Source organism: Pseudomonas sichuanensis (assembly GCF_024749065.1).
GTDB classification, from domain to species: domain Bacteria; phylum Pseudomonadota; class Gammaproteobacteria; order Pseudomonadales; family Pseudomonadaceae; genus Aquipseudomonas; species Aquipseudomonas sichuanensis.
On sequence record NZ_CP087185.1, the window covers coordinates 3,415,435 to 3,432,015 of the forward strand.

The 16,581-nt window shown below is 56.6% G+C and carries 9 protein-coding genes and 1 pseudogene; all 10 read left to right on the forward strand.

Going from position 1 to position 16,581, the window contains the following annotated elements:
• Window positions 1–95 precede the first annotated feature (95 nt).
• On the forward strand, window positions 96–2,072 hold the full coding sequence (locus LOY51_RS15350) for a protein kinase domain-containing protein (protein ID WP_258641884.1): 1,977 nt from the start codon (window positions 96–98) through the stop codon (window positions 2,070–2,072).
• Window positions 2,073–2,093: 21 nt separating this feature from the next.
• Entirely contained in the window at window positions 2,094–2,768 is a 675-nt protein-coding gene (locus LOY51_RS15355) for a vWA domain-containing protein (protein WP_258641885.1), read from the forward strand.
• A 3-nt stretch (window positions 2,769–2,771) separates the two neighbouring features.
• On the forward strand, window positions 2,772–3,563 hold the full coding sequence (locus tag LOY51_RS15360) for a PP2C family serine/threonine-protein phosphatase (protein ID WP_258641887.1): 792 nt from the start codon (window positions 2,772–2,774) through the stop codon (window positions 3,561–3,563).
• Between the two features lie 242 nt (window positions 3,564–3,805).
• On the forward strand, window positions 3,806–4,123 hold the full coding sequence (locus tag LOY51_RS15365) for a type II toxin-antitoxin system PrlF family antitoxin (RefSeq protein ID WP_258641888.1): 318 nt from the start codon (window positions 3,806–3,808) through the stop codon (window positions 4,121–4,123).
• A complete protein-coding gene (locus LOY51_RS15370; RefSeq protein ID WP_258641889.1) occupies window positions 4,123–4,584 on the forward strand; it encodes a type II toxin-antitoxin system YhaV family toxin in 462 nt (153 codons plus the stop codon). Before LOY51_RS15365 ends, LOY51_RS15370 begins: the two co-directional genes overlap by 1 nt.
• 831 nt (window positions 4,585–5,415) lie before the next feature.
• Entirely contained in the window at window positions 5,416–8,766 is a 3,351-nt protein-coding gene (locus tag LOY51_RS15375) for an STY4851/ECs_5259 family protein (protein WP_258641890.1), read from the forward strand.
• Between the two features lie 8 nt (window positions 8,767–8,774).
• The gene (locus LOY51_RS15380) at window positions 8,775–14,972 is read left to right on the forward strand and encodes a DEAD/DEAH box helicase (RefSeq protein ID WP_258641891.1); all 6,198 of its coding nucleotides are present in this window, start codon (window positions 8,775–8,777) and stop codon (window positions 14,970–14,972) included.
• A 151-nt stretch (window positions 14,973–15,123) separates the two neighbouring features.
• A pseudogene (locus LOY51_RS15385) lies at window positions 15,124–15,240 on the forward strand (IS5/IS1182 family transposase); the annotation flags it as partial.
• Between the two features lie 336 nt (window positions 15,241–15,576).
• On the forward strand, window positions 15,577–16,302 hold the full coding sequence (locus tag LOY51_RS15390) for a vWA domain-containing protein (protein WP_258641892.1): 726 nt from the start codon (window positions 15,577–15,579) through the stop codon (window positions 16,300–16,302).
• The gene (locus LOY51_RS15395) at window positions 16,302–16,571 is read left to right on the forward strand and encodes a WXG100 family type VII secretion target (protein WP_258641893.1); all 270 of its coding nucleotides are present in this window, start codon (window positions 16,302–16,304) and stop codon (window positions 16,569–16,571) included. The genes LOY51_RS15390 and LOY51_RS15395 overlap by 1 nt, the downstream gene beginning before the upstream one ends.
• Window positions 16,572–16,581 lie beyond the last annotated feature (10 nt).

Genomic DNA, 16,581 nt, shown 5'->3' on the forward strand with positions numbered 1-16,581 from the left:
CTATCTCGAGGGTATCGAGGTATGCTCAACCCCCGCGTGCGCCAGCGAGATCACGCCAAAGCCTAAGCTTTATGACGGAACCAAGAATCCAGAAAGTGCTGATTGATGCAGGGGTGTTACTTGACCACCCGGACATCATCTCCAGCATCCGTAACAAACACAATGTGCCGATTCTGTTAGCGGAAGCGATACCGATCCTGATTGACTATCGGACGCAGCCTTCCGCTCAGGGCCGCAATGCCGAGCGCGTACTGAGCCAGATCCAAGGTACCCATGCTTCGCAAGCGAAGGCGTTCCCAACCAAAGAACCGATCTTCGAAGGCGACTTGCTCGCTGAGTTCATCTTTGACGGTGACCCGGCCTACATCCTCAAGCGCCAGACATTCGCAGCCCAAAGCGCTGCGGGTCGACTCTTGGAGGTGGCCAATCAATACGGCATGACGCTAGTCACATGTGACGACCATTTGTTGGCCCAAGCGAAAGCCAACGGTGTGCCCTGTCACAAGTGGCCATCCACAACGCCCGCTCGACAGACCACGATGAAACCTGTTGCTGCTTCCCCCTCAGTTGAGCTGACGCCATTTACCCTACACCGAACTCCCAAGAGCGTGGCAATGCAACGCTTGCCCTGCAAAGCACTGCCAGGCGTTGGGGAAGTGGTAACGACACCTGCCGGGAAGGCTCTGAAGCTGACTAAGCAGATCAGCCAAGGTGGCGAAGGCGTTATTTACGCAACTTCAAACCCTGGCCTGGTCTGCAAGATTTACCACGCGGAAGAGCTCACCGTGTTCAGGCGTCAAAAGATCGAGCTGATGGTTACCAGGAGGATCGAGCGCCCAGGCATCTGCTGGCCGACAGATGCGGTGTTCAATCAACACTCGGAGTTCGTGGGGTATCTGATGCCCATGGCGCAGGGCAAAACATTGTTCTCAGGCGTTTTCGTCAAGCCTGAGTTCTTGATCAATTTCCCAAGTTGGGGTCGGATTGACCTGCTCAATCTGTGCTTGGCCTTCCTCGAACACATTCGCTACCTACACAGCATGAATATCCTCGTGGGGGATATTAACCCCCACAACTTGTTGGTCACCCAGGACAGCAAGAAGCTATGGATGGTCGATACGGACAGTTTTCAGATCGAAGGATTTCCGTGTCCTGTCGGTACCGTCACGTTTACAGCCCCAGAAATTCAGAACGTCGACTACAAAACGTTCATGCGCACCAAGGAGCATGAGCTTTTCGCCGTGGCCACGATGCTGTTCATGATTCTGTTTCCAGGTAAGCCACCCTATGCCCAGCAAAATGGTGGGACACTGGCGGACAACATCAAGGCTAAAAATTTTCCGTATCGCGATTTCGACGACAAGGAAAATTTCTCAGGGGAGAATGCTCCAGAAGGCATCTGGCAGTCCATCTGGAACCATTTGAAACGTGATGTTCGTGTTGCTTTTCAGCATACGTTCCGCGAGAGGAAACACGTCTCGCTAGAGGAATGGATCAAGCTACTTAGCCGATATCGCCACAACGTGGCGAGCAAGTACTTCGGGAACGAAGTCTTCCCGACTTCGTTTTATTTTATCCGGGATCCGATCCAGGTCGCCTGTGGCAGGTGCAACAAGACGATCACAGCCTCAAAAAACCTCATCGACAAGAAGGCGCTAAAAGGTCACAAGGTCTGCTGCCAGGACTGCCACAAAAAACACAGACTCACGCGCATGGCTCGGGAAAGCTACGAGAAGGGTCAGCAAGCTGAGCGCAATAATCAAGGCCGCCCAACACCTCCGCCGCCGATCACTCGGCCTGTCGTGTCGCCTTGTCCAGTTCCCGCTCAGCCACAACCTCGACCTCAGCCGACGGCGCAAGCTCAAGCGGCGCAGAGCCGTCCGGTGCAGGCACAACCACCTCGCCCTCAGCTCCAGCAAACTAGCCCAACGCAGAACAATCGCCCCCATTCACCTGCTCAGCCGCAACGCCCGGCGCCCCAGAGTGTCCGCTCGCAGTCCCTGACAGGTAGGCGCAAATCCAAAGTAGCGGTCTTTCTGGGCAAGCTATGGCGCGCCCTCTTTTCCAACTGAAGCACCGATAGGAGATCAATCGTGGACGACGACTTCATCCTCAGCCAAGAAGACTTGGTAGATAATCCGACAGCGAGGGTACCCATCTGCCTGGTATTGGATGTGAGCGGTTCTATGGCCGGCGAGCCTATTCGCGAGCTCCAAGCTGGTGTGCAGATGTTTTACGAGGCAATCCGGGAGGATGAGGTTGCCCGGCACGCTGCAGAGATCAGCATCGTTACTTTCGGCAGTGAAGCGAAACGAACGGTCGAATTCATGGCGATAGGCCGTCAGGATGTGCCTGCCCTAGTTGCCGAAGGCACGACGGCCATGGGCCAAGGCGTGAACCTCGCTCTGGATCTGCTCGAAGTGCGCAAAGAAGATTACAAGCGCGCCGGCGTCGACTATTTCCAACCCTGGATGGTCATCATGACTGACGGTGAACCTACGGACGATATCAGTCGTGCAAGCCAGCGTGTGCGCGCCCTGTGCGAGAGCAAGAAGCTGACGGTGTTCCCGATTGCGATAGGTGCGGCTGCGAATCTGGAAACGCTGGGAATGCTGTCTCCCGGACGCCCTCCGTTGCGACTCAAAGCGCTTAACTTCAAAGAGTTCTTCCTCTGGTTGAGCCGCAGTGTTTCACGTGCGTCGCAATCAACGCCTGGTGAAAAAGTGATTTTGGATACGGCAGGCATCGCCGCTTGGGGGCAGCTGTAAAATATGTCTGAAACGAGCCGCAGCTACATCTATCGGACATCATGTGGGCAGCACACAGGACGGTCGCACATCCTGAGTGGATTGCCATGTCAGGATTACGCTGCGGCTCGCACTCAGCAGGATTTCGCGTGCATTGCTCTGGCCGACGGTGCTGGCTCGAAAACCCACTCAGCAGATGGTGCACGTGCGGTGGTGAAAGCTGTGATGCGTGCATTGGCTGATCGCTTCGAGGAGCTGTGGACGCTGTCTCAAGACGATCCAGCCGAGGCGTGCGCGGAACTACTAGCGGGTTGTCGGAGCGCTTTGGAACGGCAAGCTATCAGGTTGTGCTGCGAGTATTCGGAGCTAGCGAGCACCTTGTTATTCGTCGCCCATTCCAAGGGTCGATACCTTGCCGGTCATGTGGGGGATGGTTGCGTTGTACATCAGCAAGAGGATGGGCAGATAGCCGTTCTGTCACACCCTGAAAACGGCGAATACACCAACACAACCTTTTTCATGACTGACAAAACCGTGGAGCAGCACTTCCGGCTCTACCGCGGAGAATGTGGCCTAGGTTCAGGGTTTGTAATCATGAGCGACGGTACAGCCGAAAGCCTGTATCGAAGAGCCGACAGATCACCTGCCACTGCAGCGGTAGGCAAGATCATCGCGTGGTGCTGCACGGCATCAGCGAAGAAAATGAGAGACGCGCTGACGGCTAATCTGGAAAATTCTTTTGCCTCCAAAACCACCGATGACTGTTCCATCGCTGTCCTTTCCTTGACGACCTTAACGAGATCTGCGAGCGCCTAGCGGCGCTTGGCTCCATCTCGCCCAGTGTCTCATGATCGTCATTGCCCCCACCATTTTCAGACCATCCGCAAATAGAGTTCAGCATCACGGATTAACGTGCTGGATCGTGTCCCAGGAAGTGGTGTAACTCATCCTGCGGCGCTATTGAGCGTCCTCCCCGCCTATGCTTGATCAGAAAAAACCAAGATTGACCGCGTAAGGATTATTCCTTACCATTCAATCAATAGATCCGGAGAACACTCATGCCTGCCATCCACGAAATCGCCACATTGACCTCGAAGGGACAGGTCACACTGCCCAAATCCGTTCGCCAGCTTTTGGGCATTGACACTGGTGGCAAGATTGCATTCGACGTACGCGGCGGTGAAATCGTGGTCAGCCGCGTAGACGCCATCCACGAAGACCCTGCCATCGGTGCATTCCTGGGTTTGCTGGAGGCTGATATCCGAAACGGACGCAACCTCACCACCCTGCCGGAAGACTTGGCGCAAACCATGCTCGCCAACGCAAATCACTGCGTAAACCTGGACGAAGATATCGACGGTGAGGTCGTGCTCTGATGGTGCGACATGGCTGGACACTGTTGTTCCATGAGGGTGTGACTTTACAGCTACGCAAATTGCAAGAAGCCGCCGCCCGGGCCGAGCAGAACGACCCGCAAGGCTTTGAAAGCAACGCCAACGTGAAGCTGTTTCGGGCATTGAGCCATCTGATCATGGAGGCTGTGCCTGCCGACCCGGGCCGTGATGAGTTCCGCCAAGGCAATACGCTGGGCACCGCCTACCGACATTGGCGCCGTGCAAAAATCGGCAGGCGCTTTCGGCTCTTCTTTCGCTACGACTCAAGATCCAAGGTCATCGTCTATGCATGGGTCAACGACGAAAACACCCTACGGTCCGCAGGCAGCAAGTCCGATCCCTACGCCGTATTCGAGAAGATGCTGGGCCGCGGCAACCCTCCTGATGACTGGGATGCGCTGACTGCTGCGACGCGTAGCGACTGGGACAACCCCAAAGCGTAAGCGGCACGCTTTGGCGAGTGATAGAACCTTCAGCACCGCCCCTCAGTGCTTCCACTATCGTCCACTCGTAACCACTGCAAAAAGGGGTACTTCTGGGGGTACAAATTCAATTTCCCACTCATAACCTTTTGATTTATATCGATGTCCAAATGTTCTTTGGCTTGCCTGAGAGCTTATGATCCGCACGTCGAGACTATAAATGTGAGAGTGCCGAGGGAACTAGGGGCGATTCGTGCGTTACCGATAATATCATCGCGGATCAGCTCATCGCGCGAAGCACCATAAAGCAGGTCTCTAATATTCAATGCGTCCAGCGCCCCTTCTGCATGGTCACCGCACACTCGATCGGCGATCAGCCCCATAGTGGCCAGGAGCACCTGGGGCGCTGCTGGTGCCAAGCCCCCTGATGCCGCACCAGTTGGCCGATCTCACTCGCCGGCTACGTCGGCAGCCACTGCAGCATATCCTTCAGGCAGTCATTTGGATCATGTCCCTTTTCTACGTACGCTAGATCAGACTCATGATTGCTGTTGCCCGTTTGCCCTGCGTAGCGCGCCAGCGAACAGCCAGTTCGTGCAGCGTCCACGACCGTTTCTGGTTCTCGACCTTCCCTTCAGATTGGGTCCCGGATTATGCTTGATGGCAGCCCTTAGCCATCAGAATGGTTCATGACCTAAGGATCAGTTGCAGACATGGAAGAGGATAGTGAAGTGCTATCTAAGGAACGCGCGTGGGCGCTGATTCGTGGGACAGTCACAATCATCAATCTTGATCAAAATCCTGTCAGCGCAAGCACCCGTGGTGCATTGCTCACGGAAAAGGGAATTCTACGTGCCACTTGATCAATGGATCTCGGACTTTCTGTCCGGGCGTGGGCTGAAAGAGCCAGATGGACGCCCCCTTTTCGCTTACAAAACTTCTTTTGAAGAGTTTGAGGTACTCCGCCAACTCCTGCAGAAGCTTCCCGCAGGGCAAAACATCAATCCTTGCTACCCTCAAGCTTGGCTGCTGTTCGCCGCTGAGTGGTGGAAACGAGAATATCCCGGTGGCGCATGGCGCTGGGGGCCGCTGTGCGAGGCCGCCGGCCAGCGGGGAATGACCCACGATAAGACTCGCAAGCTGGTCATTGATGGGCGCTGCTTATGGCGTCTGCAGACCGACATAAAGGATGAAGGTAAGCGCTTCATTGGCCTGGTCGCGGTGAATGGCGGTTTGCCCATGCGCCTGGTCGAATCGGCGCAGGGCGCGCTATCCGGCCTGCTGCGCATGGTCACCGAGCAGGCGCTGGGCTACGGCCTGCACGATGAGCAACTACGTCAGGCGATCGAGGCCCAGGCAGCGCTTTTGCCCGTCTGCTACCAGCAGGCGCCGGTTTATGAGTTGCTGGACAATCTGGCTAAGGCGGTGCTTCATATCCGCAGGACCTATGCCCTGCAAGGTGCCGATGATCCGATTGCAAAGCTGCAGGAGGAATGCCCTCAGTGGGAAGAGCTCTTTCCCATCGCGCTCGACAGTCAGGCCGCAGCCAGCCTCATCAAGGGTCTGGTCCGGGGCATTGTCACCATCACGCCCAATTCCAGACGTCCCCCCTTTCAGATTCAGCGTGGCCTACGCTTCAGCTCCGACGGCTCCAAACCCGTCTACGAGCTGACCTTTGCAATGCAGGCACAAGCCAAACGAGATCAGGTTGCCGCATCACTGGGGTTGGCTTCTGATCGACTGCCACCACACTTCCAGATGCTGCTGCGCATCGGCGAGCGGGAATACCTGGTCGGCGAAGCCCTGCTCAGGGATGAGGAGTATCAGCTGATAGCCAGGCAGCTGCCGGCCATTCACAACCTAAATGAGGCCGCGCAATTGATCGTCAGTCGCTGGGGCGCGACACTGCACATCGCCGACCTGCCTGGAGGCGAAGCGCTGAGCCCAGACGAGCCGTTGATATTCGAGAATGCCTATCCCTTTGCTCGATTGCTCGCTCAAGGCGATGCGCTGGTCAAGGGAGAATCGGCGCTGGCAGTCATGCCGGCAAAAACCATAGTGTTTACAGAGGATGGCGAGGTTCGCGAGCTTCACGATTGCCTTTCCGATGAGCAAATGCTGTTGGAACTTCCGGCCGGCACAACCCGGCTCACTTACCGCAAACAACCTTTCATTGTCACCGTAAGCGCCAACGCTCCCCACCACCCCGAAGCCTACTGGCAAGGCAACAGCTTGGAGGCACTCTCCATACCGGGCCTGCTGTACCACGGCACACCGCGCCTTCGAGTAGAACAAAGTGCAGGCTTATCCAACTTCGCACCCGCCCATGAGCTGTTTGTTCGCACGCAAGGCAAGGAGTTACCGCTCGCCCAGGCCCAGTCACCGGGGCTATGTCGGCTAATTTGGCGCAGGAATGGCCAGCGCCTGCTAAACACCCGTGCCGTGCTCCTCCCAGAGGGCGCGTCCGTCACCTACGTGCCAGGTGCCTGCGCCCTTGAAGGAAGTATTCGTCTCACCAACTGGCCTGACTTGCCCGTACGCTGCGAGAACGTAGAGATTGAGCTGAAAAGCCGCCATGATGGGAAAGACTTGGTTCTCATACTAAAGAGTTCGAGCGCCCGGCCCAAAACCTCGGTGTCGCTATGCCTGCAATGGCCCGATGGCGAGCAAAGGATCACGCTGCCATTCCCTGGCAATGGGATCACTCTGCAGCGCAACAGTACCCCTCTCAAGCCGAATCAGGCCTTGACCATTGAGGAGTTGATTGGTTGTCGCGCTGTACTGATGTCGTCACAGGGCGCTGAACACTGGCAGGTTCGCCTAACGTCCAGTGGAATCGACGCCCGCTCCACTCTGTCCCAGGAAATTCGCTACACCGGGATTCGCGAAATTCGTCTGTTCGAGCTGATCCCGGCGATCCAGCAGATGCTTTCCTGTCGCCCAGGACTCGATCATGCTGTCCAGTTGGAGCTTATGCATGCTCACCAGACACGTGCTCGCCTTCAAGTAGGACGCTATTCGACACGCATCCGCCTACACAGCCAAAGAGAGATGGCGTCCCTGAGCGATGGTGGTCGCGATCTTCTGCTTGAACAGACCCAGGCCGAAGGCCTGATGCTGGGTTTGCCACTGGCGGAGCCAGACCATGAGCCGGTCAGACTGCCACTACATTTCTCCGAGCAAGTGTTCACCGGGAGCTGGCTAGTTAGACTGCCGACAGATGTAGTAGGCCCCTGGCTGCTGTACACCCCCGACGACTCACTGTTGCACAGTCGCCCGACCGTTGTCCCTCCGACCACAAGCGACCTTTCGAAGGCATTTACCCCGCTGACCCAGGCGCTCTGCGAGGCGGATGATAAAGAGCGCATGCTCCTGCTCAGATCGGCCCTACACTCGATGACCGCTGATCCGCAGGCCGCGGATTGGCAAAGGTTGGAGCTGCTGTTGGACCGATTGCACCACCTGCCGCTGGCCAGCTTGGATATTTGCCAGGCACTGATACGTGAGCCGCAGGCTCTTGCCATGGCAACACTGCTGCTGGACGGTTTCTCCACCCGCCTGGCTGAACGCCTACCCTCCGAGTTGCCCTTCGAGTGGTTGCTTATCGCACCAAACCACTGGTTCGACACCTTCGCGAAAATTCGCAAGCAGTTTGCCGCCAGCGATGCCCGCCTCTTGTCGGTCATTCGCAACGACATCCAGAGCAAGAGCCAGTACCTGTCCCGCTGGCAACCCGCGCTGCGCTTCATTTTCGAGCAGGGCTTTCACCGCTACTTCGATCTCGAAAGTCCGGATGTTGGATTCTTCCTGAGAAATCCCTCAATGCTCACGGGAATTTGGTTAGATCGACTTTTTGACGATGGAGAGAAATCTGCCATGCAGCAGATGTTCCACCGTAATCCTGCTGAAACCCATCAATATCCTGGCGCAGGGAATACAGATATCGGGGCATTCTTGAAAACTACTCACGGCCAAATGCTACTCCGCCGCAGCAAGCTTCCTGCCAACGACTTCAAGTTGGCCGTAGTGATGCTGCCTTTCATGGCTGCCTTCGATACCCATGCCGGTCATGGCCAACAATGGCAAGCCGACCCGACGCGCCTGTTCAGTCTCAGAAACGCTCGCCAGTTCGATACGGTCTGGTTTGATTTGGCCTATCAGCTAGGCCTAGTCATGGCACAAGTCGACTCGATCCAGAAGTGATGAATCCCATGCTCTATCAAAAGAATTATTTTTCCGCCCTGACCACCAACCTCAGCATCCGCAGTGAACGTGCGGCTCAGGGCCTGCTCAGCCTTGGCAATCCCCATCTGCGTCAGTTCCTACATGATCAGCTGACCGCATCTCCCGGAACTCCGGGTGCCTGGCTTGCGGATCCGGTTTTCGAGCCGACCTTTGGCTGGGATGAAAGCGATGAAACCATGAGTTCTCTGGCAGGAGGCAGCTTGCTGCACCGACGACTTGCCGAGGCCATGGCTTCCCCGCCCAAGGATCTTGCCCAGGAGTACTCCTTCCCCGGCGACCGCCATCTATTCACCCATCAATTGGCGGCCTGGAAAATCCTCAACAGTCCGGAGCGGAAATCTCTGGTGGTGACCAGCGGCACCGGTTCGGGCAAGACCGAATGCTTTCTGGTGCCCGTCCTCAACCATTTGGCAAAAGAGATCGAGGCTGGTGAAGACCCAGAAGGTGTTCGCGCCCTGTTTATCTACCCGCTGAACGCGCTGATCAACTCGCAGCAAAACCGCTTGGATGCCTGGACCGATGGTTTTGGCGGCCAGATTCGACACTGTCTGTACACCGGCGCCCTGGAAAATGAACGTAAGGCTTCGGACCAGCAGTACAAAGGTCAGGTAATCGACCGTAAGAGCCTGCGCGAACGTCCGCCACAGATGCTCGTAACCAATGCCACCATGCTGGAATATATGCTCATACGCAAAGACGATGAGCCCATCCTGAAGAAATCTGCGGGCAAACTGCGGTGGATCATTCTTGACGAGGCGCACACCCATATCGGCTCCCAGGCTGCCGAAATGGCACTATTGCTACGGCGTGTGATGCTTGCCTTCAAGGTTGAAGCGAAGGATGTGCGTTTTGTTGCGACTTCGGCCACTTTTGGCTCGGATGAAAAGACCATCGAAAGCCTGCGCGAATTCCTCGCTGACATAGGCGGAGTTGCTCCGGAACAGGTAGAGGTAGTGCAGGGCCATAGGGATATCCCCGGCCTGTTGGATGTGACGCCCGATGCCAAGCATGACCAGCCTGCCGCCATTGCAGCCATCGATGCCGAGCAGGAACAATCCGCTCCGCGCTACCAGCGCCTCGAGTCCAGCCCGACAGCCAGGCGTCTACGTTCCTTGTTCATTCCTGCGGGACAAGTGAAACCACAAAGCCTAAAAGGGATGACCCGGGAGTCCGATCTAAGTCCTGTCCAACTGCTGGCCTGGCTGGATTTGATGTCAGGCACCAAGAATGCCGCTGGCATTTCCTTCCTGCCATTACGTGCCCATCTCTTCCATAACGTGATCCCAGCGATCCGAGCCTGCGTGGACCGTAACTGTACACACAAGGCCAGCACCGCACTCAACCATGCCGACTGGCCATTTGGCATGGTGTATACGGAGGAGCGAACCCATTGCAACTGCGGCGCGCCGCTCATGCCGCTAGTTTCCTGTGAAGAGTGCAACGAGAGTTTCTTGCAGGCTGTTGCTACCAACCATGGGAAACTGATCGACCCATCACAACAGCAGGTCGATGAATTCTCCTTGGACGAGGAAACTGCCGATACAAATGATCCGACTGAAGACCGCATCTCACTAACCCAAACCCTGATAACCAACCGACCAGTCAACTACAGCTACCCGGAGTTTCTGGATCCTACCAGCCAGAAGCTGATGTTCGACGGCCCCAAGGACGGATACATCGGGCTGCAGCTATTCAGCAGCAACAAAAATGAATGCCCATGCTGTGGTGCAACCATTCAAGGGCGCAGCCTATTGCGCCCCGCACGTATTGGCACCCCCTTCACCCTGAGCACAGTGATTGGAACCCTGCTGGAGTTCTGCACGTCAGACTCGATGCCGACAGGCAAGCCGTTCCAGGGCCGCAAGCTGATCTCCTTCACTGACAGCCGCCAAGGTACCGCTCGTATTGCGGTCAAGCTGCAGCAGGACTCCGAGCGCAACAGAGTTCGAGGACTGGTTTATCACCGCCTTTTGCAAGCGCAGCCCGCCTGCACTCTATCAGGGGAGGAACAGCACGAACTGCATGAGCTGCTGGAACTTGAGGCAGCGGAGAAATTGGGGCGCTTCGAGCAAAAGTACTTACAACAGTTGCTGGAAAAGCAGGCTGAATACGCCAAAGGTGCAGAAATCAGCTGGACCGATATGGTCAACCATCTGGCCGGCACGCCGGAGCTGCAGATGGCCATGCTGGACTATTATCACAGCCTCGCCCCGAAGACTTTTGGCAAGCAAGACAGCATCGCCCTAGCCAGTATGCTTCTCGCACGCGAGTTCTATCGCCGACCAAAACGTGCCAATAGCTTGGAAACACTGGGACTGGTGCAGGTTTGCTATCCCAAGCTGGCAAGCATCAGCAGCAAGCCCATGGCCTGGCCTGCGCACCAGACGGTCGAGTCCTGGCGCTCTTATCTGAAGGTGCTGTTGGACTTCTTCGTTCGTGAAAACACCGCTCTGAATATCGACAAGCGGTGGCAATCGCTGATCGGCGCCAAAGTCAGTCCCAAGTGGGTGGTAGAGCCTATTTTCGATGGTAAGGCGGACAAGCTTTCCCGGCGTTACACGCGCTGGCCGGCAGTCAATACCGTCAATGGCATTCAATCACGCGCAATCCTGATGCTCTGCAAGGCTTTCAACTACTCCACGTCTACACACAGGGATCAAATTGACTCGATCCTGAGGGAAGCCTGGCATGCACTTACCCAGCAGACGAAGCTGCTGATTTCGTCCGGCGACGGATATCAGCTTGATCTCAAGGACGTGAGCTTTCGTCTGCCCAACGAGGTCTATCTCTGCCCTGTATCTCGGCGCTTTATCGACACGCCGTTTGAGCAGCTCAGCCCTTACACCCCCCGTACCGACCGTAACATGGTCATAAATGTGTTGCCCTACACCTTGCCCCGCCCACCGGAAGCCCTTCTGCATATTTCCGGCGATGATGGACTGCTGGCGATCCGCGAATGGCTAAATCAGCACCCTGATATTCAGCAGCTTCGTAAAGCTGCTCTCTGGTCGGACGTTATGGATCTGGTCATTGAGGGCGGAAACTATTTCCGTGCAGCCGAGCACTCGGCCCAACAATCCAAAAGCAAACTGGATGTCTACGAAGCCCTGTTCAAGACAGGCAAGCTGAACCTGCTTAGCTGTTCGACCACAATGGAGATGGGGGTAGACATCGGCGGCATTAGCGTGGTGGCCATGAATAACGTCCCACCGCACCCAGCCAACTACCTGCAGCGGGCTGGCCGTGCAGGCCGCCGCCGCGAAGGACGCTCTCTGGCCTTGGCCGTCTGCAAGAATACCCCGCATGACCAGAGCGTGTTCAACAGCCCACTCTGGCCCTTCAACACCCCCATGCGCATGCCCAAGGTGTCTCTGCAAAGCCCCGATCTGATCCAGCGTCACGTCAATGCCTGGTTGCTCTCGCACTGGCTCAAGCACGTTGTCACAGCCCAGGAAATCAAGTCGATGACTGCTGGCACGTTCTTCCTCGAAGGCGAAATGCCCATGTCGCTGGCGACTCGTTTCTGTCTGTGGTGCAACAATCAGGCAAGCAAAGTGGAGCCACTGGTGGCTCAGGCCCTCAAAGACATCACTTGTCGCAGCATTCTTGATTCAACTCCGCAGCCTGCACTGCTTAAGCGCACCAGCACCAACCTGAGCGGAATCACGCAGGCATGGCAACAGGAGCACTCGGCCAGCTACGCGCAACTGCAGCAGATTGACGACAAGAAAGCCGCAGCCTCCCGCGCCATGGAAGCCCAGCTCAGTCGCATTGAGAAGGAATACTTACTCAGCGAGCTGGCTAACCGGCGCTTCCTGCCGGGGTATGGCTTCCCGACGGACATCGTCAGCTTCGACAATCGCTGTATGCAGACCCTGAAGCAGGAAGAAACTGACAAACGCGAGGACAACCGCGCCCGCTATCGCTCGCTGGCATCTCGAGACCGTATCACCGGGCTACGCGAATATGCACCAGGAGCCGAACTGGTCATGGACGGTCTGGTCTACAAATCATCCGGCATCACACTGAACTGGCACGCCCCGGCATCTGCCGAAAACGTTAAGGAGCTGCAGCTCTTCAAAAAAGCTTGGTTCTGCCGTCATTGTGGGGCCAGCGACGCCGCAATCAACCCAGGACTGGAAATCAACTGCCAGGAATGCGGTGCCCCTATCGGACGGGAGGATATCCGGGAGTATCTGGTGCCTGCAGGCTTTGCCGTGGACTTCTTCGACGAACCGCACAATGACATTAGCCAGCTGCAATATGTGCCTGTCCAGGCTCCGTGGCTGAATGTACCTGCTAACTGGATCTGCCTGGCCAACCCGGCATTCGGTCAGTTCCGCTTCAGTCAGCAGGCCCACCTGTTCCACTACACCTCAGGAGCCAGCCAGAAGGGCTTCGCCATCTGTCTTGAGTGCGGGAAAGCAGAGCCCATGCTAAGCCATCCCGATACGGCTGCTCCAGCCAACGAACAACATCTGCCAGCCATCTTCCGCCAGAAGGCGGAACACAAACGCCTGCGCGGCGGCAAGAGTGACGATGGGGAGAATATCTGCCCCGGCAGCCACAACAACTGGAAAATCAAGCAAGGTATCCACCTAGGCCATGACAGTCTCACCGATGCGCTTGAGTTGGTACTACGCAATCCCTCCAGCGGTGAGCTCTTGTACGATGATGTCTCTGGCTATTCGATCGCGGTAGCACTTCGGGAAGCGATCGCAGCGGAACTGGGCGTGCAAACTGAGGAGTTGGGTTGTGACTGCCGCCCGATCAGGGTTGATGGCTATCCTGCCAGTGCCATCCGGGTCTTCGACCTGCGTAGCGGTGGGTACACCACACAGGCAGCAGAGCGACTGAATGAGTCCAGCCTGTGGCAGCGGGTTATCAGCCGTCTCGACAGCTGCAACTGCACGCATGCCTGCCAGCGTTGCTTACTCAGCTTCGACACTCGCTTTGAGGCTGATCGCCTCGATCGCCATGCCGCACTGGCATGGATCAATCAGGCCTGGCTTGCCGGGCTGGCACTGCCAACCGAGCTCGCGGTCTTCGGCCCGCAAAGCCGGGCGGAAATTTCCACCCTACAGGAAGCCGTCGAGCAGGCTCTCACCCAGGACGACACTGCGAAGACCCTTGCTGTTTATCTCTCGGCTCCAGCCGAAGACTGGGATCTGGCCGTCGCACGCCGTCTGCGACATCAACTGCAAAGCTGGGAAGCAGCCGGGCATCAGGTGCAATTGCACATACTGGATAGCACCTATGCAGCCCTGCCAGCTGACCAGAAGGAATGGCTTGTAAGACTCACCTTCAGCGGCATCCAGATCTGCCTCCATGAGACCATGCCGGATCTTGGTGCTCTAGCGCTGAACATCACCCTGCAGGGGCCGCGATGCAACACCGCCTGGGCCAGCGACAATGTGCACCTGACTATCCCGGGCCATACTTGGGATCTAGCTGCGGCCGGTGCGCGGATTGTTCGGGGAGCACCACCCGCGCTGCTATCAGATCGAATACTGAATGCACCTGACCTGATGCCAACCACAACCCCCGGCCTGATCAAGGTTGAGATCGGAGGTCAGTTGGATGGTTCGCTCAGCGGCTTTGCCAAACGCTTCTGGGAACATCTCAGAAATGAGGCAGGTAGCATCCTAGACGAGGCATTGTCAGGCGATGACCCTATTACAGAGCTGGTCTACAGTGATCGATATGTATGCAGCCCGCTGGTCGTGAACCAGTTGGTCAACGTTGTTCATGAGCTTGGACGAGTCAGTGCTACCAACTTCGCCATCCGCATCCAGGGTCGCCAGTACCAAAAGGATGACAACCGGGCGCCATGGCAATGCCGGCATGACTGGCACTCATCTCGCGAGCGCGACGATGCCATCTGCCAAGCATTGGAATACTGCGGCCTTAGCGGCGAGGTGCTCAGCCTTTCGTCCTTGCCGCACTTCCGCCAGTTGCACCTGCAACTCCGCTCCGGCAAAAAACTGACGGTCCAGCTTGATCAGGGACTTTCGTATTGGGAGGCCGACCGTAGCGAGAAGTCCTATATGCTCAAATTCGACTTCGCAACGAATCAACTTGGAGAGGAAATTCTGGAACATATCCGGTGCAGGGTTGTAGCTGCCAGCGATGAGAACACCCAGGTTTTCCTTTCCGTTACCTGATAGCCCCGTAATGTAGGGCCGGCTCACGTCGGCCATTTACAATAAACTGAGACAGGCTCGGGTCAAATCAACTCCACTGACCATGGCGTCACTTCTTCAATGGACCATGTCACCATGTTCAACCGTAAGGGGCCGGCGAACACACCTTACGAAGGAGCACCGCCGCCTGGCGACTCGCTACTGTAAACTCGCAACAAGTTATGCAGCGATGGTCACATTGGCCTGCTGCCGGCGGTGCTTACGACACCTCTTTTCGTACAGTGCCTAGGACTCGTTATCTACCACGTGCTTGTGCCCCGCAGAAAAGTGGCGCTTTGCTATCTATATGGGTAGCATGGCCTAATCTCCCGCAACCTGATGTCGATAGACGACGGTTAAGAACAAGGAAGTCTTATGCGCCAGATGGTCACACGCTGCCCGGACTGTTTCTCCTCCTTTAGCCCCCTTACTCCTTTCTCTAAGCCTTCCCGGCATCACTGGCTGCCATCAGCCCCTATGCGTCCTTTCCACTCTTCGTTAGCACTTTCCGTTTTTCAATGAACTCGTGCGACCAGCGCGGCCTGCACACCGGCCTATTCATCATCATTTCCAAGGAGTATCGCGCATGAACACTCCCTTTGACCCATCGAAATTTACGGCTCCAAAAGCCAAGCCACTGCCCGTTATCCTTTTGCTTGATGTCAGCGGCAGCATGGGCGGAGAAAAGATCGACAACATGAATGAAGCGGTGCGCGACATGCTCGACGTGTTCCGTGGCAACGAGACCAGCGAGACCGAAATCTGGGTCTCGATCATCACGTTCGGCTCAGAGGTCACACTGCATCAACCCCTGGCCAGTGCCAACAACATTCAGTGGCAGACACTTGCAGCCAGCGGCATGACCCCGCTGGGTGTCGCGCTTGAAATGGCCAAGGCAATGATTGAAGACAAGGACGTTGTGCCATCGCGCGCTTATCGCCCGACCGTGGTGCTGGTCTCGGACGGACAACCGAACGATGGCTGGAAAGGCGCGTTGCGTGACTTCGTAAACGAAGGACGCTCCGCGAAATGCGATCGTATGGCCATGGCCATCGGGGCCGATGCCGACGAGGCGGTTCTTGGAGCATTCATCGAGGGCACGCAAAACCCGCTTTTCTACGCAGAAAATGCCCGGCAAATGAAAGACTTCTTCAAGTTTGTGACCATGTCGGTGACCCTCCGTACCAAATCGCAGGCACCTAACGCCATACCGCCAGCGAGCTCGATCAATGTCCAGCCAACGACCATTGGCGCCCGACAGGAGTCAGCGGTGCCGACGGCACCCGATGCAGATGATGGAGGCTACTGGTAATGGCACAGGCAATTGGCGATCCGGAAGAACTAGAGCGCTTTGCGTATGCACTGCAAAGATTCACCGACGCGCTGAACGACAGTGTTGGCGCTCTGGATGGCGCATTCCTGTCGCTCGGTGACACCTGGCAGGACGAGAAGCGCTCGCAGTTCGAAGACGAGTTCAACATGCTCGTCCAGCAACTCCATCAGTTCAACGCGAATGCGACTGAGCAGGTGCCCTACTTGATCGCCCTGGCGTCACGCCTGCGCGATTACCTTCAGAGCTGAGGACGTCGCA